We start from the raw sequence: 19,403 nt of genomic DNA on the forward strand, positions 1-19,403 counted from the left end.
GGCGTATCCCGACAGCCCTTATGCGCAACAGCGCGCCACGCCGATCGGCAAGAATCGATTGCGTGGCCCCGTCACAAACGATATGATTCGTATACGTTTCATATACGGGGTCTGTATGGGTATTGTGAATATCGATGACGATTTGCACGACCAGATACGCAAAGCAAGCGCGGTGTCCTGCCGGTCGATCAATGCGCAAGCGGCGTTCTGGATCAAGATCGGCATGTTGTGCGAAATGAATCCGACTCAGAGCTTCAATGAGATCGTGGCTAGTGAGTTGCGAGCAGCGGGCGTGGTGGCGCAAGCCGTGAAGGCGGCCTGCCCATGACCAAGCGGCCGGAAGAAATCGAATTGATGGCACACGCCGGCCGGTTGCTAGCCGATGTGTTCACCCATTTGGACCGATTGAATCTGATCGGCATGTCGACGATGCAAGTGAACGATCTCGTCGACCGCTACATCGTGCACGAACTGAATGCGCGTCCCGCGAGCAAAGGGCAGTACGGGTACGCGTATGCATTGAACGCGTCACGCAATCATGTCGTATGTCATGGCGTGCCCTCCGCCGCCGAAATCCTGCAAAGCGGCGATATCGTCAATTTCGATATCACGCTGGAGAAGGGCGGTTACATTGCCGACTCGAGCAAAACGTATCTCGTGGGCGAGGTTTCACCACCGGCTCAGCAGCTCGTGCAGGTGACCTACGAAGCGATGTGGCAGGGCATCAAGGCGGTTCGCCCCGGCGCCACGCTCGGCGACGTGGGGTACGCCATCGAGCGGCATGCTCGACGAAACGGCTATTCGGTGGTGAAAGAATATTGCGGCCACGGCATCGGGCGCGAGATGCACGAGCCTCCCGAAGTGCTGCATTGGGGAAGGCCGCGAACGGGTTTGACCTTGCGCGAAGGCATGGTGTTCACCATCGAGCCGATGATCAACGAAGGGCGCCACGCCGTGCGAACCGAAGCCGATGGTTGGTCGGTCGTCACCCGCGATGGGCGGCTGTCCGCACAATTCGAGCACACCGTGGCGGTCACGCGAAACGGCGTGCGCGTGCTAACGTTGCGGCCGGACGAAGTGATGCTCTAGCGCGCCGAGCCGCGATCACATACCGGCGTAGAGCCCATTCAATCGCGATAGCTCCTCGATGAATCGCTGCTTGAGCGCTTCAGGGCCGATGACTTTCAGATCGGCGCCGTGTTCCATCAGTTTCCGGATTCCGTGGTCGATCGACTCGATCGGCATGATGAACTCTTTCCATCCGGCGGGTACCTCGGCGCGCGCTCCTTCGCTGACGACGGGCGCGGTTTTCACGCGCCCATTGACAAGCCAACTCTCGCCGCGCGGCGACACCGCGATATGTGCGCTCATCCGATAGAGTTCGGCCTCGTATTTTTCCATCGCCGCTCGCCAGTGTTTGGCTAGATCGAAGCGCGCGGGACGCTTGAAGCGGCGGTTGGACGGCTTGAACTCGAGGATGTTTGCTAGGCGAAACGTCGAGGGCTCCGGTTTGCCCAGTACCTTCGCGACCAAATACCAGGCACCGCCTTTCAGTACCAAGCCCAGCGGTTCGAGTTCTCGGCGCGAGACGCCTCGCCAACTCTCATAGCTGACTTCGATACGGTAGGCGCCCCAGACGGCGTCCGCCGCCTCTCGCAGGAACGCGGGCGTTTCTTGCGCGCGATACCAATCCACCGTATCGACGTGCAGTCGGCTGGCTACGCGATCGGCCTGCTCGCGCGATTCGACGGGAAGGCTTGCGATGACTTTTTGCCGGGCGGAAGCGGCCATCGCATCTAGCCCGAGTTCGGTTGCCGGCCCCGGCAAGGCCGCCAGAAACAGTGCGTGCGCTTCGGGCTGCGTGAGCCCGGTCAGATCGGTACTCCAACCCTCGCGCAGTTGGAAGCCGCCATTGCGCCCGCGATCTCCCCAGATCGGTACGCCAGCCGTGGAGAGCTGATCGATGTCGCGCAGGATCGTGCGCTCGGAGACCTCCAACGCTTCGGCCAAAGCCGGCGCGGTCATCTGCCCGCGGGTTTGCAACATCATCATGATCGACAACAAACGGCTCGCTTTCATAGGCGACACAGTACCGAAAATACATGACAAAAGGTGTCAGGTTACGGGGCCTATTATTCGCCGTATCGTCAAGCTGCTCAATCGAACGAAGAGGGACACAATGAAAATCATATCCGGGCCGTTGAGTATGTTCGGTGCAAAGGTGGAGATCGCGGCGCTCGAGAAAGGCGTCGATTTCGAGCTGGTCATGGCGCCGTTCAGTCAGTTTCGAGGCTACGAGCCGAAGCACCCCGATGTGTTGCGCATCAACCCCAAGCGTCAGGTACCCGTGCTCATCGACGGAGACTTGGAGATTTTCGATTCGACGCAAATCTTCGAATATCTCGAGGACCTCGTGCCGAACCCGGCACTGTGGCCGGCCGATCCCAAAGCACGCGCGAGGGCGCGTCAACTCGAGCATCGCGGCGATGAGATCTACTTTCCGCACATCGTCCGGCTGATGGGCCTCGAAGATACGCCCGACGATCCGGCGGCGCAGACGGCGCGTCACGAGGCATCGAAATTCTATCGGCACATGGAGCAAACGCTCGGCAATCAACCGTTTTTGGCCGGCACCTATTCTTACGCCGACATCGGCTTTTATATGGCGCAGTTGTTCGGCGCGCGAAAGGGCGCACCGATGACGGCCGAGACGCCGAATCTACTGGCGTGGCGCGAACGTATGAGCGCGCGCCCGGCCGTACGCAAAGTCGCCGGTGCGATGGCCGCGTATCTCGCGTCGATTGGAAGTTCGATGCCGGACTTTATGCTCGCGCTGGATTGATCGGCTGCTGCCCGTGGATACTTCCGGGCGCGCGCGAAAGCGCAAAGGATAGCCGGTGAAAAAGCGCCCAGCCGAATGAAGGGCCAGGCGAAACCGCCGAAGATCGGCGGCGGAGGTATCGATGCGAGAACGGCTTGCCATCGTCACCGCGACGCAAGCCGAAGTCGATTCGAATCAGCGAATCGTTTGTGTACCGGCCAGTGCGCCCTTTGGGCGCTACCGGCCGGGATTCGTTGGTGCGAAATTATTGCCCGAAGAACAGGGGCTTCAGGCCGTCGGCCTTGGCCGGTGCACCCGAAGCGGACGAACCGGCTTGCACACCACCCACACCTTCATTGTTGCCGTTTTGCGCATTAACGCGTGCTTGGGCGAGTTGCGCGTCTTCCGGGTAGTGCGGGTCGTTGCTGAAGTTCGTGCGGCCGCCCGCTTGCTTGTATTGAATGAGTTCGGCCTTCACTTGAGCGCGGGTGACCGGGGCGTTCGACTGGGCGAAAGCGACCACGGGAGCGGCAAGAGCGGCGGCGATGACAACGGATTGAATGAGCGATTTCATGATTACTACCTCCAAGTTTATTTGTCGTTCCTGCTAGTTGCATCGAGTTCGTTGCGTGAACCGATGACTGCAGTGTAGCGATTGGAGGGCCTAGGGTTAACGCCTACTTTGATAACTCATCGTTGCAAAATTGTTCATAATCGCAACGACCGGTGCCGGTGCTAGCCTTAAGATGCCGGCTCGCTTTGCCCGCAATCCCGGCGAAATATGCAGCGTGGCGGCTTGGGGAGCGAGGAGATAACATCTTCGACGGGCGCTCGACGCAGCGCATCGCTCCCTCGACTTATGGATGCTCCTTGCCATGAATACTCCGCTCCTACCGTTTCATATCGCGTTTCCGGTTCACAGTATCGAAGCCGCGCGCGCGTTCTACGGCGATCTGCTCGGTTGCCCGGAGGGGCGTAGCGCGCCCGAATGGGTCGACTTCAATTTATATGGGCATCAGATCGTCGCGCACCTCGCGCCCGAGGAAACGGGCGTCAGCACCACTAATGCCGTCGACGGGCATGGCGTACCCGTCCGCCATTTCGGTGCGATTTTGACGATGCCCCACTGGAACGCGCTGGCCGAGAAGTTGAAGGCGGCGGGGATTCGGTTCGTGATCGAACCGTATATTCGGTTCAAGGGCGAGGCGGGCGAGCAAGCGACGATGTTCTTCTTGGACCCGAGCGGCAACGCACTGGAATTCAAGGCGTTCGCGAACCTCGAGATGCTGTTCGCGAAGTGATTGCGGCTCGAAACCGGCGCCGAGGCGTATGCACGATGAGGGCTGCGCTCGGCGACGATTGCAACGCCGTAGCGGCGAACGCTAGGAAGCAGCAGATGCGCTAGACGATCAACTCGATATCGGGAAGGTTGGCCAACACCTGGTCATAGGTGTCGAACGATTCCAGCGTGTGTACCACCACCGGCAAAGGCTCGGCCCAGATTTCCGGAAGGTCCCGCTCGTTGGGCGTTGCAATCGGGAAGGCGAGTGCTTCTTTCGGAGGATGAAATTGCGCGTCCACGCCGGGCTTGTTGCCTCTCGCGTCGATGCGGTACCAACCCACGTTCTGAAGGTACACGGCATTCAGTCCGTGTAGGCAGTAGGGCGCGCCTTCGCCCGTTACCGAAAGCCGTTGATAGCAAAGCCCGGCCGGCACGCCACTGGCGCGAAGAAGCGCGGCCAGCAAATGGCTCTTCGCATAACAGTAGCCCGTCTTGTACCTCAATACATCCGAAGCCTTGCAAGTGACGGGATTGAGTTTGAAGTCCGAACTGTGGCGAATCTCGTCTCTCACGAATTCGAAAGCAGAACGCACGAGTTCGTTTTCCGAAGTTGCGTGAGCGGCCAGCTTGATAGCGAGTGCCTTCACTTCGGGTGCATCGAAGTCGATGTACTTACTCGGAGCCAGATAGCGATGCATAGGCGGGGTGTTTATCGATGAGGGGTTGCGCGGCCGCTCGACTATACACAGGTGCGCCCGTTGCCGGCGGGCGCAAGGGTGATTTTCTTCAATACCTGTGCGCCCTCGCGCTGTACCTTCGAATCCATGACTTTCCAATATGCGAGTCGAGGGAATGAATGAGTGATGTGCTTTCGATGGGCGCCTTCGCGCTCGCTGCGTCGATTACCCCCGGTCCTGTCAACGTCGTGGCGCTGGGCGCGGGCGCGCAATACGGGCTGCGCGCGGGTATGCGGCACGTGACTGGCGCGACGGTGGGCTTTACCTTGCTGCTGCTGATGACGGGATTCGGACTACACGAGTTCTTAGCGCATTGGCCGATGTTCACGAAAGCGATCCAGTGGACCGGCGTGTTGTTCCTTCTGTATATGGCCTACAAGCTAGCGGCGGACGATGGCCGGCTCGGAACGCAGCGCATGACGAAGGGGCCTTCTTGGACGTCCGGCGCCGCCATGCAATGGCTGAATCCGAAGGCATGGGTGGCGGCACTCGCGGGAATGGGGGCCTACGCCGCCAACGGCGATGGCCGGGTGGTCGCGCAGTTCGCCGTCATCTATTTCCTGATTTGCTACGGATCGATCGCGTGCTGGGTATACGCCGGCTCGCGTTTGCAGCGGCATTTGCGTGAGCCCAAGCAAGTTCGGTTTTTCAACCGCATCATGGCCTTGTTGCTTACGGCGAGCGCGATTTACTTGATTCGAGCCTAGCCGGTTCCCTTAGCCGCGATACTGACGAGGCGTGACCGCCGTGAATTGACGAAAGGCGCGTTGCAGATGCGCTTGATCGGCAAACCCTGCTTCAACGGCAACATCCGCGATTGCGCGTCCTCGTTTCAATTGAGAACGGCTGTATTCGATGCGGCAGTTGACGAGATACGCGTGCGGCGTCATCCCATACCGTCCCTTGAACGCACGAATGAGATATGACGAGGAGAGCTCCGCGGCCTCGCAGATCTCCTCGAGCTTGACCGGGCGCGTGAAATTCGAGCGGATATATTGCGCTGCCTTGGTGAGCTTCGGGTTTGATTGTTCGGTTGGCGTGGCTTCGGTGTCGCCGAGCATCGATTGCACTTCGCAGAAGAAGGCGCGCGCCGCGCTTTCTTTATCGGCAGGATTGGTTTGCTCGTCGATCAGGACCGTATAGAGACGGTTCAGGCCCGCGAATATCTCGGGCTCAGTCGTCATATGGGTTGGGAACGGGCGAAACGCCCGGCTTTGATGGGTCCCAAACGCTTGTTGGACCTGCGCCAACCAGTGCACGTCCACGTAGAGCATGATGTACGACCATGGCCGATCGTCGATGGGATTGCAGGCGTGCACATCTTCCGGATTGATCAGCACGACGGTGCCGGCGCTGACACGCTCGTTCGCCGCGCCGTTGATATAGACGCTTTCGCCGGCCGTGATCGCACCGATCGAAAAGAAATCATGCGCGTGCCTGGCGTAGCACACGTGCCGGCCGTCTTCGACATAACGTGCTTCGATGAACGCGAGACGCTCGTCGCGCCAGAATACGGGCGTCGATGCGGGTTTGGGCGGAACGGTCGCGAGGGCCATCGAATTCTCCGGTCTTTAGCGCAACAGCGAACATGATAATGACGACGAGGACGTTTGGGGCGAAAACTACGTCCTCCCCGCAGCGCGCAAGGTGTAGCAGTGGGTTATCGAATGGCGAGCCCCGGTGCGGACGCAAACGATTCGGCCAAATAGGTCATCACGGTGCGCACGAGGTGCGAGCGCTTCAAATCTCGATGGGTAACGAGCCAGATGTCACGCGAAAAGCGCTTCGCATCGTGCTCGAGCTTGACGAGGCCGGCATGCGCGTCTCCCAGGAAGCAAGGCAAGCCCGCTACGCCCGCGCCGGCGGTTGCCGCGATCAAATGGCTACCGATATCGCTCAGTTCGCACGCCAGCGCACGCCCATCGGCAAGGCCAAGGATTCATTGCTGCTGAGGCATATCCGCGAATTGCTCGTCGTAGACGATGAAACGCCAGTGCTCGGGCGTGGCAAGCGCCGGGTAATCGCGGCGTTGTTCTGTCGATGGAGGCTCGGTGCCGCGCGCTCGGCTGAAATGAACCCGGTCGTCTAACGCAACCGCTTACACATATGCTCCTCGTCATAGAACCGCTCACCCACGCGCATCGCGCGCGGCTCCACGCCGAAGGTTCGAAAGCCTTGCGAGAGATAAAGATTCTTCGCCGCGATGTTTTCCGCGTTCACGCAAAGCATGAGTTGGACGACGTTCCACATTTCCGCCGCATGAGTCGATGCGGCGGACAGAAGTGCTTGCGCGATTCCTCGCCCACGATAGGAAGGATCGACGAACACACCCCAGATCGTGGCCTTATGCGTGACCTGAAGCAGCGGCTCTCGGCGAACGCCCGTTATGCCCACCAGTGCTTCGCCGTCGAACGCGCCGAACACCGCCTGAGTGGGTGTGGTTTCGATGCGCTCGCGCACCTGCTCGATCGGCCTTGCCATTTCCTCGTCGCGGGTCGGCCAGATCGATGTGCGCGAAGTGTCGACGGCGAGAAGACGGATGGTCTTGAAACGTTCGGCATCGTCGGGGCCTAAGAGACGGACGGTGGCCATGGTTCTAACACCTTGCATGATGGAATCGAAGCGGCCTACCGGCTACTCGATCAAACTGACTTGCAGCGTGCGCTGATCGACACGGCCGTGATCGTCGATCGCTCGCACGCGGTAGGAGCCGGCGGTACTCGGCTGCCAATACATCGCGCTGCCCGGGGCGCTACGGCCGACGTATGCGTCGTTGACGAACCAGTAAAGCGCGTGCGCATCCGCATCGGTCGTCGCGCTGAAGGCGATGCGCTGTTTATCGGGCTGCGCAAGACGCATCGTATAGATACTGCCCAACACCGGCGAGGTGATTTGCGGCGGCGTGCCTTCGAGCGCCCCCGCATTGAAGCATTGCGGATTGCTGGGCGGCTTGCGGCGCGCAATCCCCGCCTGCGCGAACACTTGCTGCAGATCGGAAGACCAAAATTCGTACACCTCCTCGTGCGTGTGCTTGCCGGAGTAGGGCGGGCATGCCGGGAGGCCTGTCGCGTCGTCGATGATCAAAGGACGATGCACGTTGCTCACGCGAATCGGCGACTTGCCGGGAATGAACCAAGTCCAGCCGCGTTGCGGACACCACTGGTTCGGCAAGTCCCCGCTCGCCAGGCAGATCTGTACGCGTTTGAGATTGGCCGGCTTGGGCCGCGAGGGCTCCGCCAATTGCGGGAACTCGGCCTCCATTCCATCGACGATTTGAAAGAACAGCGGCGCGCCGGCATCCACGCCGACGAAGGCCGGATTGCCGGTGCCGTCGAAATTTCCCACCCACACCACGAGCACGTATGGACCGAATACGCCGGCGGTCCATGCATCGCGGTAGGCCCAAGACGTGCCCGTCTTCCAATACACCGGGAGACGCGATGGTTGCGCACCCGACGTCTCGTCGGGCCGCAAGTGTTGGCGCAGAATGTCCATCGCCATGAAACTGGCCTCGTCGCTGAGCAGCCGGATGCCGCCCGAGCGAGGATCGCTCGCGCGCAATCGCAACGGCTCGAGCGCGCCGCGATTGGCGAGCATCGCGTAGAGCGACGCCAGTTCCTGCATCGATACCTCGCCGCCGCCCAGTACCAGCGCGAGGCCGTAGTGCTGCTCGCTCGCCATGTGGCCGATGCCGGCTTCTTGCAGGAATTGATAGAGGTTGGGAGCGTGCAATTGGGAGGCGACCCACACCGCCGGGACGTTGCGGCTGCGGTTCAATGCATCGGTCGCGGTAATCGGCCCGAGAAAATGTCCGTCGAAGTTTTCGGGAGCGTAGGGGCCGAACGACGTGGGAACGTCGCGCAATACGGTTTGCGGGTGCAATACGCCTTGATCGAAGCCGAGCGCATAGATGAACGGCTTGAGGGTGGAGCCCGGCGAGCGCCGGGCAAGCGTGCCGTTCACTTGCCCTTGTATCGACCGGTTGAAGTAGTCCGCCGAGCCGACCAGCGCCTTGATGCCCATATCGCGCGTATCGACGAGTAGGGCGGATGCATTGCGAATGCCGACGTTCTCGTTGCGCGCCACATAGCGCGAGACTTCGCGTTCGAGGATGTGTTGCAGCCGCAAATCGAGCGTGGTGCGCACACGCGGCTCGCGATCGGTGCCATCCATTCGCCGCGCCGCCAACACCTGGTCGACGGCGTGAGGTGCCTCGAACGGGAGGCGCGATAACGGTCGAATGTTCAACGGCAGGGCGAACAGCGGTTTGAGCGCGGCGTCGCGCGGATGCCGCTCCAGCCAGCGCGCGTAGAGACGATTGCGCGCAACGGTCAGGCTGCGGTTGATGACGCCCTCCGTGCCCGAGGCGCCGTTGGCCGGAGCGCTTTGTAGCCGATGGGTGGGGTCCTGCGGGATCACGGCCAGCGTCAGCGCTTCGGGTAAGCTCAAGTCGCCCACGGCGCGGTTGAAGTACGCAATGCTCGCCGCCCCTGCGCCTTCGACGTTCCGGCCATAGGGCGCATCGTTCAGATAGGCCTCGAGAATTTGCGCTTTCGAATAGAACAGTTCGAGTTCGATCGCGCGCGCCACTTGCTTGAGCTTGCCCCATGGCGATCGAGTGTTCATCTGCCATAGCGAGCGCGCGAGCTGCATCGTGATCGTCGATCCGCCTTGCCGATTGCCATGGCGCACATAAGTCACCCAGGCGCCGCGTACGAGCCCGTAAGGGCTGAAGCCCGGGTGCCAGCGAAACCAACGGTCCTCGTGCAAGAGCACTGCGTCGACCAGTTGCGGCGACATGTCCTTGAGCGGTACCCATAGACGGAATCGATCGTCGCTCGCGAGGGTCAGGCGCAGCAGCCGTCCCCGGTCGTCATAGACGGCCGTGGACGACGGCTTCCAGTCGCGCAGGGGTGGATGCGGCCAGAGCCGGCAGGCGAGCACGAGACCCGCGACCAGCGCGGCGCCGGCGAGCCAGTTCTGCCGGCGCCGGATCCACACGCCGCACGCCTGCAATATGAAGCGGAAGGAAAGCACGATAACGCGTTCGACGAAATTCGAGAGCGGCGTTCGCAACCGGGCGGCACGTCGTCGAGCGTAAGCTGGCGACGTGCCGCTGCGCGGCGCGATTACCTCGGGCGCTCCACCGTGAGCGTGGCGCCGCCTTGCGAGCGTGCCTGGATGCGGCGATCGTACATCGACTCGCCGAAAGCGGGCGGGACGACGTACTTGCCTGCGTTGCCGGCCCGGATGCGATAGACGAACTCTTTGACGTCCGACGTCGCCGTGCCGTAAAGGACGACGCGATCCTCGCGGATGTCCGCATACTCGGGATGCCAGGTGGAACTCGGCAAACCGATCGGCGAGCGCCACGGTGCCGGTTGGGCGCCGCCGCCGTTCTCGGCGTCTTGGCTCGATGCGTCGCCGGACTGATCGCCCTGCTGATCGCCCGATGCGTCGCTCTGTCCGTTACCGCTGTCGTCGGGCTGATTCGCGGCCGGTGCAGGCTCCATCACAGGATCGAAGCCGCCGGGCAGCAGATCGACGATCGCGACATTGCCGACGGCTTGGCTGCCCGTCGCGCGAATCTTGACGTGGACCTGGATCTCTTGGCCGACCGTGATCTTGTCGAGCGCTTTGCCGTTTGCATCCGTGTACTCGCGCACGATCTCGAGTCCATTGGCGATCGCCTTGTCGGGCACGCCGCGATCGTAGCCCGATTGGCTCGTGACTCGCCACGCCGGCATGGCGCTGCCGTTCGCGAAACGCAGCTTCGTCGCGGCCGCGCTCCAACTACCCGATTGCAGCAGGCCGCCTTGCAACGAAGATATCGCTTTGACGCTGCCGTCCGCATGCACTTCGTTGATCGAGAGCTTCTCGAGCCCGCTCGCGTTCAGATTGGCGTATGCATCGAGCGCGAGAACCGTCATCGCCGAGGACAGAGTATTGAACTCGTTATGCGCAAGCGGGATGGCGATGTTTTCCATCACCTGCGGCGAGAGCGCCTTTGCACGATCGGGGAAATGCTTCGCGAGCAAATAGAGCACGCTGGCATCGCGCGTGAGCGGGTCGGTGTAATAGCCGTAACCGAAATTCTTATCGTCCAGCTTCGCTTCGAGCGCGCGCTGCGGTCCGGCGATCAGGGCTTTGGCTTCCTTGTCTTGCATCAGCAACTCGTAGGCCGCCGCGAGCCATGCGGCCGCGAGGTCGTTCTTCCAATCGTTCGGGAAGGCTTCCTGCAAGCGCTTTTGCACGGCGGCCAGATCGTTCGTCGTCACGTTGCCCTGCCGCGTCAGCAGATAGACCGCATAGGCCCGCTGGCGCAGCAAGTCGAGCGAATCCAAGCTGTCGTCGCTCGCCAGACGGTGCAGGTACTGATTGCCCGCATCGAGCATGTCTTTGGGTACCGCCACCCCTCGGTCGCGCGCTTCCAGCAGGAAATGCATCGCGTACGCGGAGACGAACGGGTCGGCGTCCGGCGTGGCGGTCCAGACACCGAAGCCGCCCTCGCTGTTTTGGCGCGAACGCAGCGCATCGAGCATCTGCGCGAGCGCTTGATCGTTGCCTTGCCGCGCGGCCCCATTGGTCGGCTGGAGCGCGCGCGTGAGCGCCGGCACCGTGGGCCACTTCGTGGCGATCATCCGCGGCATGGCCTCGCTCACGAGTTGCTCGCTACAGTAGTTCTGCGTGTTGACGAGCCACGATGCGAGCCCTTGCGACAGTACGACCGGCACCGTCGAGATGCTCGCCTCGCGCGCGGCGTAGGCGTCGTACATCGTGCGTAGCCCCGGGACGTCCGCGCTGCTGTTCGCTCCCACTCGCGCGATATCCACCTGCGTGCGATAGGCGGCTGCGGGACGCACGGAGAGATCGACGCTTTGCGCTGCCGACTTGCCGCCGTAACGTGCGCTGAAGTTCAGATTGCCCGAGCCGAGCGTGCCGGTTGCTTTGACGTGAAAGAGCGCCACACCTTCGTGCATCGATGCCAGGTTCAATTGCTGCGAGGCGTTGCCGAGCACCTGCAATTGCGGACCGGTGGACAGCGCCACGGTGACCGGGATCGGCTTGTCGCCTTGGCCCGTGAGATTGTTGGCTACGCCGACGCTGACCTCGGCCTCGTCGCCGGGCGCGAGCGTCGTCGGTACGTTCGGCGACAGCACGAAGTCGCCACGCACCGTGGTGTTCGAGGTGACCGTGCCGACCTGATCCGGAGACACCGCCACCGCCATCACGCGCAGCTTGCCGTTGAAATAATCCGGCACCGTGTAGCTGACATCCTTCTCGCCGTTCACGTCGACGATACCCGACCAATACACGACGGGCTTGTCGCGTTTGCGCTTGAACGGATTGAGCTGGCTGCCGATCGCATCGTCGGCGTCGCCGCCGGGAGCCGCCATTTGCATCAGCTTCTCGAACTCCGGCAGGATCAGATCGAGAATCTGCGACGTCCCCACTTCGAGCATCCGTTTGCGGAAGAAGAATTGCAGCGGATCGCCGAGCTTGTAGCGGCCGACTTGCAAGATGCCCTCGTCGACGGCGAAAACCACGGCCTTGGTCGGGTGCGCGGCATGCAGCTTGAACGTTGCCGTTTGTCCCGGCTTGACGAGCGCCGGTGCGTCGAGCGTCAGCGCGTTGCGCCGCGCGTCCATGCTCGCCGAGAACGGCACGACGCCGTAGCTGAGCGGGCTCATGAAGATCTCGTCGGACGACGGGTCGCGAATGTACTGGACGTTGATATAGCCGTTGCCTTCGAAACCGGGCGGCACTGTGATGTGCTGCACCGAACTCGTGGTATCGGAATGGAACCAAGCGTGCGCGTACACCTTGTCGCGCTCGATCGTAATCAAGCCGCTACCGGCATACGGCGCGCGAATCGCGATCTCGACTGGTTCGCCCGGCGCATAGTCGTGCTTGCTCAAGTTGATTTGCAATTCGGCATTGCGATCGAGCGAGCGCGAAACGTTCGCATCGCCGGCCACCGAGTATTCGACGCGATTCACTTCCGTGCGGTCGGCGCGGCGGATCACGAGGGCGTAGTTGCCCGGCTTGTCGGTCGCGAGCGTGTAGGCGAGACCCGCGGCCGGGATCGTCAGCGGACTTTCGCTGATCGGGATCTCCTTCAGGCGCGAGTCGTACTTGTAGACGCCCGAGTCTTGCTTGGTCAGCACCGAGACATAGCGGCGTTCGACGAGTTGCACCGTCAAGCCCTTGAGCTCCATCGCTTTCGCCTTCGGATCGATCGCCACGAAGCGGACCGAGCGCGGGCTGCCGCGCGTCACGTAGCTCAGATCGTCGACCGATTTGTAGCCGACGAGCCAGTCATCGTTGGAGACCAGCGTTTGCGCGCTCGCCGCGACGCTGCGGCCGCCTTCGGCTTCGTGGGCCTTGGCGAGGAAATACAACTGGTAGGTCGCGTCGGCGTATTTCTTGAGATCGAGATCGAACTGAGCATGGCCTTTATCGTCGGTTTTGCCGTCTTGCAGGTTGGTGGTATAGCCCTCCTGCGCGCGGCGAACGTCGAAGAAGTGATAGTCCTGCCAGCTACGGAATTGCGGCCACACCGGACGCAGCGTCAGCGACGCCTCGACGCGCCGGTCCGCGGCCGGCGTGCCGAAGAGGTTTTGCGCATCGACGAGGCCCGTCAATTGGTCGGGCTTGACCCATCCTTCGGCGACTTGCTGCGAAAGCTTTGCCTCGACCTTCATGCGGTCGGGCATGAATTCCTTCACTTGGACCGTCGTCGAGCCGATCGGCGCATCCGTCTTGCCGTTCTTGACGATATAGAGATTGACCGTCCACGTGCCCGTGGGTGCCGTTTCCGATGGCGTGTAGGACACTTCGCCAAAGCCGGCATCGCCGACGGACACCGGCATGCGCTTGACGGTGATGCCGCGCGGATCGACGACCTCCGCTTGTAACGGCACGCCGGACGGACTGCGCGACCAGCTTGCCGCGCGTACGATCAGGCCGATATGAAACAGGTCGCCCGGGCGATAGATGCCGCGATCCGAGAAAAGGTACGCGGAGAGCTGGCCTTCGCTCGTCGGATTGCGCTCGCCGCCTACGTCGAAACGCGAGAAGTCGAGTTGGCGATCTTGGCCGCCAATCGGCAGGAACGAGAGGTCGTCGTTCTTCTTGACCACGTAGAGCATGGGCTTCTTTTCATGGTCGAGGCCCTTGAACGTGGGGAAGTGCACGACGCCATCGGCCGTCGTGTCCTGTGTGTACAGCGTCTGACCGTTCAGCGCGAGGACCGATACCGTCGCCCCGCCTACGGGGGCGCCCGTATGGATCGACTGGACGAACACGTCCTGGCTGCCGTCCAGCGCGCGCTTGACCAGCATGCCGAGGTCGGTGACGACGATCATGCGCGTGTCGGTCGGCGACGGCGAGTTGTCGTTGTCGCTGCTGTCGCCGTTGTTGGCGTCGTCGCTGCCGTTGCTGTCATCGGCATTGCCATTGCCGTCGGCCGCTTGCGCGGCCTTGTCCGCCTTTTTCTTTTCGGCGACCGGGTCGTACGCCGACAAGTGCAACAAGAATACGCCGCGCTTGCCCTCTTTCAGATACTGGCCGAGATCCACGCCCTCGTAGTGCGCCTCGCCGGGGCCCGCTTTCGGGAATACCCGCTTTTGCTCGAAGCGTTCGACGATGTGATCCTCGCTGAAGCTATAGCCCAGGTCCGGCTGCGTATAGCTGCCTTGATTGAAGCTCACCAAATGCTGCAGTTGGTCCGGCAAGACGCGGCCGATTTCCAACTTCATGCCGGGCAGATTGCGCGACACCACGGAGATCCGTTTGCTGCCGCTCATCGACAGCAGCGAGCCATCGGCCATGAAGCGCAGCAGCTTCGGGTAATCGGGCACGGTGAAGGTTTGGACGGTCGACTTGCCGAGCATGTAGCCGCCAAACGATTTCAAGCCGGAGGCGATGCGTACGTAGACGCGTTGGCCGGGGTCGGCGTGAAACTTGAAGCTCTGCAGCTCGGCGTATTCGTTCTCGGTCGGAACCAGCTCGAGGTTGAGCGGCTTCGATTGCCGCAGCACGCTTTCGCTAACGTCGGCGGCGTCCCACTCGTACGGGGGATCGTCGTCGCTTTGATCGGCGTCCGGCTTGCGTTTGGGCAATACCCACGCCTTGATCGCCCCGGTCAGGTCGCTGCCGCGCACCGCGCCGCTCATCTCGGCGACGAGCACTTGTTCCGGTTCGTAGTGGTCGTTGTCGACGAGGGTCGGACTCAGGCTTTTGACGGTCAGGCTATACAAGCCAGGCACACGCACGACCGACGTCAGCGGATCTTTCGTGCCCGCGCCGCCGCGTGCGCTGCGCACGCCGCTATCGAGCGTCAGTTGAACCGCCCCGTCGTCATGCGGCAGATCGAGCGGCTGCGAATGGACCCAGGCGTTCAGCTTCGTTGCATCGTAGACGACCGAGAACTTCAGCGGCGTATTGAATTTGCCGTCGGGACCGGCCATGGCCAGCGCGATGCGTTTTTCGAATTGAGCGACGTCCACCGGGTAGTTGAACCGCACCGGCATGATCGTTTTCTTGGCCGTGGCGTTTTGCGGATCTTGGTAAAACTCGGCCTCGCCGGCCTGCGCCGTGAAGGGCGCCGTGTCGAAGGCGAGATGATCGTCCGCCATCAGCACGTGCGGGGCGAACGCTTGCTTGACGTCGAAGCTGACTTCGAAATGCGTGCCGATGGGCCAATCTGCGGCGGGCATGAAGCGCAGCGTACGATCGTCGGCCCATGTCCATTCGCCTTTGAGCGCCGGCTTCATGACGATGCCCTTCGTCACCGTCTTGCCCACCAGCGAAATCGGCGCGCCCGAGCGCGAAAGATCCACTTCAAGCGGATGGATGGTGATCTTCGGGGCGCCGTCCGCCTGCACGTAGCTCGTCACCGGCGGGGCCTTCACCTGGAACGTAATGCGCTCGGGCTCGGGCGGCCTTGGACGATGCGCATACCAGTGCCAGCCGCCCCACGCGGCGGCGATGAGCGCGAATGCGGCGAGACCGCGGCCTGCGAATTGCCGCGGATTGCGTTGGACCGCGGCGCGGGCAGTGGAAACCCATGCCGGTGCGGACCAAGAGACGCTGCCGAATATCGGGCGCGCGATGAGCGCCAAGAAGTGGAGCAGGCCGCGAACGATGCGCAGCGGCAGGAGAATCAGAAATCGCAGGAGGCCCATGCTTTCCATTTCGAGGGAAAAGCGTGCAAGCCGCGGCCCCCCGATTCTTTTAACGTTTGTTATTACCGCCGAATTCGTACGCGGTCTACTCGTGGCGCACGCACTTTTTATTGCAGAGCAGTTGGGGTTTAGCGCCGCGCCTCTCAACGCGCGGGCATTGCCGGTATCGATTGGTTCGGTCCGGAGCAATGCAAAAACTGGTCGCGATCATGCCATACAGGGTGTGACCAGAACAAGCGCGAGAGAGCGGTGGGCAATGACGTGCGTAATGCCGGGTCACCGGCTGCATGCGTGCGTCTCCGAAAGCGGGATTCTTTGTACCGTCAGTGTTTACACGGATGGGTGCCACCCGCATTCTTTTCATAATATCAACATACTATTTGCGGCGGTACGAGACTACTCCGGGAGGCACCGTGACGGGCATCCGATTGAGCGGCGTAACGAAGCGGTATGGAGACAACGAGGTCATTACCGGCCTCGACCTCGACATTCACTCGGGTGAGTTCCTCGTCTTCCTCGGCCCCTCCGGCTGCGGAAAATCCACCTTGTTACGCATGATCGCGGGCCTGGAGACCGTCAGCGAAGGGCAGATCAGCATCGGCGATCGACGCGTGAACGAGCAGGCGCCAGGCAGGCGCGGCGTGGCGATGGTATTTCAGCATTACGCGCTCTATCCGCACATGACGGTGTACGACAACATGGCCTTCGGCTTGCGCAACACGGGCGTCGGCGCGGGCGAAGTCGAACAGCGCATCAACGAAGCGGCTCGCATGCTGGAACTCGGGGCGCTGCTGCAACGCCGTCCGGCCCAGCTATCGGGTGGGCAGCGTCAACGCGTCGCGATCGGCCGGGCCGTGGTCAAGGAGCCCGAAGCCTTCTTGTTCGACGAACCCTTATCGAATCTGGATGCCGCGCTGCGTGCCCGTACGAGGCTCGAACTCGCGCGTATCCATCGGCGTTTGCATTCCACGATGGTGTTCGTGACGCACGATCAGGTCGAAGCGATGACGCTGGCCACGCGTATCGTCGTCATGAACCGAGGCCGCATCGAGCAGATCGGTGCCCCGCTCGACATCTACAAGCGACCTGCCACGCGGTTCGTCGCGGGCTTCGTGGGCTCGCCTGCAATGAATTTCATCGATGTCGAGCGCGCGGGCGAAAACGGCGGACGATTGATCGTTGCGCTGCCATTCGAAGGCGTGCAAGCGCCCACCGCCATCCAGGCGGCGAGCGTACCGGCAGGCAAGCTGACGTTGGGCGTGCGCGCCGAACACGTTTTGCTCGATCCGCAAGGGCCGTTGGCCGGGCGCGCGGAGGTGATCGAGCGGCTCGGCGACCGTTCGCTCGTGCATACGACGATGCCCAACGGCCAATTGCTCGTGGCCGAACTGCCGCGCGCATCCGACCGCGAAGTCGGAATCGGCGACACGATCCGGATGACTCTGGATGCGGCCCACGTGCATCTGTTCGACGAGATCGGGAAGGCCTGGCATGGCCTCTAACCGTTCCTTGACCATGCCGCTGCCGGAAGCGCGCGCAGGTGGGCGGCGCGATGTGCGCGCCCCGTGGTCGAACGCTTTGTTCGTGCTGCCGTTCTTGATCGTCTACTTGCTGCTGCTGATCGTCCCGCTGGGGTTCGGCTGGTGGCTCAGTTTGCAACGCGTCGATCTACTCGCGGGCACGAGCGAGTTCATCGGCATCCGTAATTATCTCGATCTCGCGCTCGACCCGATATTCCGCGGCGCGATGCGCAATACGTTCTATTTCGTGGCGCTGACGGTACCCGTCTTCGTGGTGCTCGGCCTCGCACTCGCGCTCGTGCTCAATCGCCCGGGCCGATTGGGCGCCGCGCTGCGTGCACTGTTTTTCGGCTCGTCGGTTCTCTCGGTCACCATCGTCACATTGGTGTGGAAGCTGGTGATGATGCCCGGTAACGGCCTGCTCGCCGACGTCAGTCACGCGCTGCACCTTCCGGAATTCGTTCCGTTGATGCACGAAGCCACCGCGCTGCCTGCGATTGCCGTCGTAACGGTCTGGTGGATCATGGGACTGCCGATGATGCTCTTCCTCGCCGCGCTTCAACAGATTCCGCCGGAACTCTATGAAGCGGCCGCGCTGGACAGCGCGACGCGCTGGCGCACCTTTACGAAGATCACGCTGCCTTCGATTTGGCGCACCGTCGCGCTCGTCGCGGTTATCGAGGCGGTACTGCAATTCCAGTTGTTCGGCCAGGCTCAATTGTTGACGGATGGCGGACCGAACAACTCCACGCGGCCGCTCGTCCAATTCATCTACGAGGCCGGTTTCCGGCAATGGTCGTTCGGCTATTCCGCAGCGGCGGCGCAGGTGTTGTTCGTGTTGATGCTGATCGGCGTGGCCGTGCAGGCGTGGCTGCTGCGCAAGAAGGAGAAGGCATGAGCACACTCGCTTTCGAAACGCGATCACGCGGCCGTCTGACGGGACTGCTCGGCGAGCGCTTGATGCTCGGCGCGGTGATCGTGTTCGCGCTAATCTGGATCACGCCGCTCGTTTGGGTGCTCTGCCTTTCGTTCAAACCGAACGCGTTTCTCGAGCAGCATACGGACGTGCTCTTCTCTCCGCCGTTCACGTTGCGCAACTATACGAACATCTTGAATACCTCGGCGGTGGGCGGATGGCTCGTCAATAGTCTGATCGTCGCCATCGGCCAGACTGTGTTGACGCTCGTCATCGCTTCGCTCGCGGGCTACGGATTCGCCCGTACCGAATTCCCCGGCCGGCGCTACGTCTACGTCCTCTGCTTGTGCGGCCTGGCGGTGCCCGAGCAGGCGCTCGTCATCCCGCTGCACCATATTTTCGCGACGCTCGATTGGCACAACACGTACGGCGCATTGATCCTTCCGCGCCTTGCCTCTCCCTTCGGCGTTTATCTCATGACGCAGTACTTCAAGGCCGTGCCCGTCGAGATCGAGGAGGCGGCATTGCTCGACAACGCGTCGCGCTTCAAGGTGTTCTGGCGCATCGTGCTCCCGCTGTCGTTGCCCGCACAGGCCACACTTGCGATCTTCACGTTTCTCAGTGCTTGGAACGACTATCTTTGGCCGCTCGTTTCCGCGTCGAAGCCGGAGATGTACACGTTGACGATCGGACTCGCTTCGACGCAAGGCAATTTCGCGCAGTCCGAAGGCATCGGCTATCTCATGGCACAGGCCATATTCGCTGGACTGCCCATCTTCGTGCTGTATCTGTTCTTCCAAAAATACATCGTGGCGGCCGTGTCCGGAACGGCCGTTCGGTAGTCGAAAACCGCGTCTAGGCGGGTGCTTGTGTCATCCGATCGCAGTTCATTAGCAGTACTAATGAAATAAGCCGCGAGCATGCGAACAAGTATGTAT

17 protein-coding genes are annotated in these 19,403 nt (G+C 61.9%); 9 read left to right on the forward strand and 8 right to left on the reverse strand.

Annotated features, from left to right (window positions below; all coding sequences use genetic code 11):
• The first annotated feature begins 115 nt into the window (after positions 1-115).
• Together C0Z18_RS24300 and map are read left to right on the forward strand one after the other, a co-directional pair.
• Entirely contained in the window at positions 116-328 is a 213-nt protein-coding gene (locus C0Z18_RS24300) for a ParD-like family protein (RefSeq protein ID WP_102648091.1), read from the forward strand.
• The gene (gene map, locus C0Z18_RS24305; protein ID WP_102648007.1) at positions 325-1,089 is read left to right on the forward strand and encodes a type I methionyl aminopeptidase; all 765 of its coding nucleotides are present in this window, start codon (positions 325-327) and stop codon (positions 1,087-1,089) included. The genes C0Z18_RS24300 and map overlap by 4 nt, the downstream gene beginning before the upstream one ends.
• Before the next feature lie 15 nt (positions 1,090-1,104).
• On the opposite strand, the gene C0Z18_RS24310 is transcribed toward map, so the two are convergent.
• Entirely contained in the window at positions 1,105-2,079 is a 975-nt protein-coding gene (locus tag C0Z18_RS24310) for a helix-turn-helix transcriptional regulator (RefSeq protein ID WP_102648008.1), read from the reverse strand.
• 100 nt (positions 2,080-2,179) lie between these two features.
• Here C0Z18_RS24310 and C0Z18_RS24315 point away from each other — a divergent pair, with 100 nt between their 5' ends.
• The gene (locus C0Z18_RS24315) at positions 2,180-2,842 is read left to right on the forward strand and encodes a glutathione S-transferase family protein (protein WP_102648009.1); all 663 of its coding nucleotides are present in this window, start codon (positions 2,180-2,182) and stop codon (positions 2,840-2,842) included.
• 244 nt (positions 2,843-3,086) lie between these two features.
• On the opposite strand, the gene C0Z18_RS24320 is transcribed toward C0Z18_RS24315, so the two are convergent.
• The gene (locus C0Z18_RS24320) at positions 3,087-3,395 is read right to left on the reverse strand and encodes a DUF4148 domain-containing protein (protein WP_102648010.1); all 309 of its coding nucleotides are present in this window, start codon (positions 3,393-3,395) and stop codon (positions 3,087-3,089) included.
• A gap of 301 nt (positions 3,396-3,696) precedes the next feature.
• Between C0Z18_RS24320 and C0Z18_RS24325 the strand changes: the two genes are divergently transcribed.
• Entirely contained in the window at positions 3,697-4,122 is a 426-nt protein-coding gene (locus C0Z18_RS24325) for a VOC family protein (protein WP_102648011.1), read from the forward strand.
• Between the two features lie 100 nt (positions 4,123-4,222).
• On the opposite strand, the gene C0Z18_RS24330 is transcribed toward C0Z18_RS24325, so the two are convergent.
• Positions 4,223-4,801, reverse strand: coding sequence for a transglutaminase-like domain-containing protein (locus C0Z18_RS24330; protein ID WP_102648012.1), 579 nt, complete (start codon positions 4,799-4,801; stop codon positions 4,223-4,225).
• Between the two features lie 158 nt (positions 4,802-4,959).
• On the opposite strand from C0Z18_RS24330, the gene C0Z18_RS24335 reads away from it, so the two are divergent.
• Positions 4,960-5,547 carry a LysE family translocator gene (locus tag C0Z18_RS24335; RefSeq protein WP_102648013.1) on the forward strand — a complete coding sequence of 196 codons (588 nt, stop codon included), beginning with the start codon at positions 4,960-4,962 and terminating at the stop codon, positions 5,545-5,547.
• A gap of 9 nt (positions 5,548-5,556) precedes the next feature.
• Here the strand turns inward: C0Z18_RS24335 and C0Z18_RS24340 are convergent, their stop codons facing one another.
• Positions 5,557-6,396, reverse strand: a complete 840-nt coding sequence (locus C0Z18_RS24340) for a helix-turn-helix transcriptional regulator (RefSeq protein WP_102648014.1) — start codon at positions 6,394-6,396, stop codon at positions 5,557-5,559.
• A gap of 104 nt (positions 6,397-6,500) precedes the next feature.
• Positions 6,501-6,719 (reverse strand): hypothetical protein, encoded by a 219-nt coding sequence (locus C0Z18_RS24345; protein WP_199189535.1) that lies wholly within the window; start codon positions 6,717-6,719, stop codon positions 6,501-6,503.
• On the opposite strand from C0Z18_RS24345, the gene C0Z18_RS33260 reads away from it, so the two are divergent.
• The gene (locus C0Z18_RS33260; protein ID WP_199189536.1) at positions 6,720-6,929 is read left to right on the forward strand and encodes a hypothetical protein; all 210 of its coding nucleotides are present in this window, start codon (positions 6,720-6,722) and stop codon (positions 6,927-6,929) included. It abuts the gene before it with no gap.
• Here the strand turns inward: C0Z18_RS33260 and C0Z18_RS24350 are convergent.
• The 3 genes from C0Z18_RS24350 to C0Z18_RS24360 all read right to left on the reverse strand — a co-directional run bounded on the left by C0Z18_RS24350 (position 6,926) and on the right by C0Z18_RS24360 (position 16,029).
• Positions 6,926-7,432, reverse strand: coding sequence for a GNAT family N-acetyltransferase (locus C0Z18_RS24350; protein WP_102648015.1), 507 nt, complete (start codon positions 7,430-7,432; stop codon positions 6,926-6,928). The two genes, C0Z18_RS33260 and C0Z18_RS24350, sit on opposite strands and share 4 nt — an antisense overlap.
• Before the next feature lie 42 nt (positions 7,433-7,474).
• Entirely contained in the window at positions 7,475-9,877 is a 2,403-nt protein-coding gene (gene pbpC, locus C0Z18_RS24355) for a penicillin-binding protein 1C (RefSeq protein ID WP_233217467.1), read from the reverse strand.
• 92 nt (positions 9,878-9,969) lie between these two features.
• On the reverse strand, positions 9,970-16,029 hold the full coding sequence (locus tag C0Z18_RS24360; RefSeq protein WP_102648093.1) for an alpha-2-macroglobulin family protein: 6,060 nt from the start codon (positions 16,027-16,029) through the stop codon (positions 9,970-9,972).
• A gap of 413 nt (positions 16,030-16,442) precedes the next feature.
• Here C0Z18_RS24360 and C0Z18_RS24365 point away from each other — a divergent pair, with 413 nt between their 5' ends.
• From C0Z18_RS24365 to C0Z18_RS24375, 3 genes are read left to right on the forward strand one after another with little or no spacing between them, the layout of a single operon-like run.
• On the forward strand, positions 16,443-17,531 hold the full coding sequence (locus tag C0Z18_RS24365) for an ABC transporter ATP-binding protein (protein ID WP_199189537.1): 1,089 nt from the start codon (positions 16,443-16,445) through the stop codon (positions 17,529-17,531).
• Entirely contained in the window at positions 17,521-18,447 is a 927-nt protein-coding gene (locus tag C0Z18_RS24370; RefSeq protein WP_102648017.1) for a carbohydrate ABC transporter permease, read from the forward strand. The genes C0Z18_RS24365 and C0Z18_RS24370 overlap by 11 nt, the downstream gene beginning before the upstream one ends.
• The gene (locus C0Z18_RS24375) at positions 18,444-19,307 is read left to right on the forward strand and encodes a carbohydrate ABC transporter permease (protein WP_102648018.1); all 864 of its coding nucleotides are present in this window, start codon (positions 18,444-18,446) and stop codon (positions 19,305-19,307) included. Before C0Z18_RS24370 ends, C0Z18_RS24375 begins: the two co-directional genes overlap by 4 nt.
• Positions 19,308-19,403 lie beyond the last annotated feature (96 nt).

This window comes from Trinickia dabaoshanensis, assembly GCF_002879885.1.
Classification (GTDB): Bacteria; Pseudomonadota; Gammaproteobacteria; order Burkholderiales; family Burkholderiaceae; genus Trinickia; species Trinickia dabaoshanensis.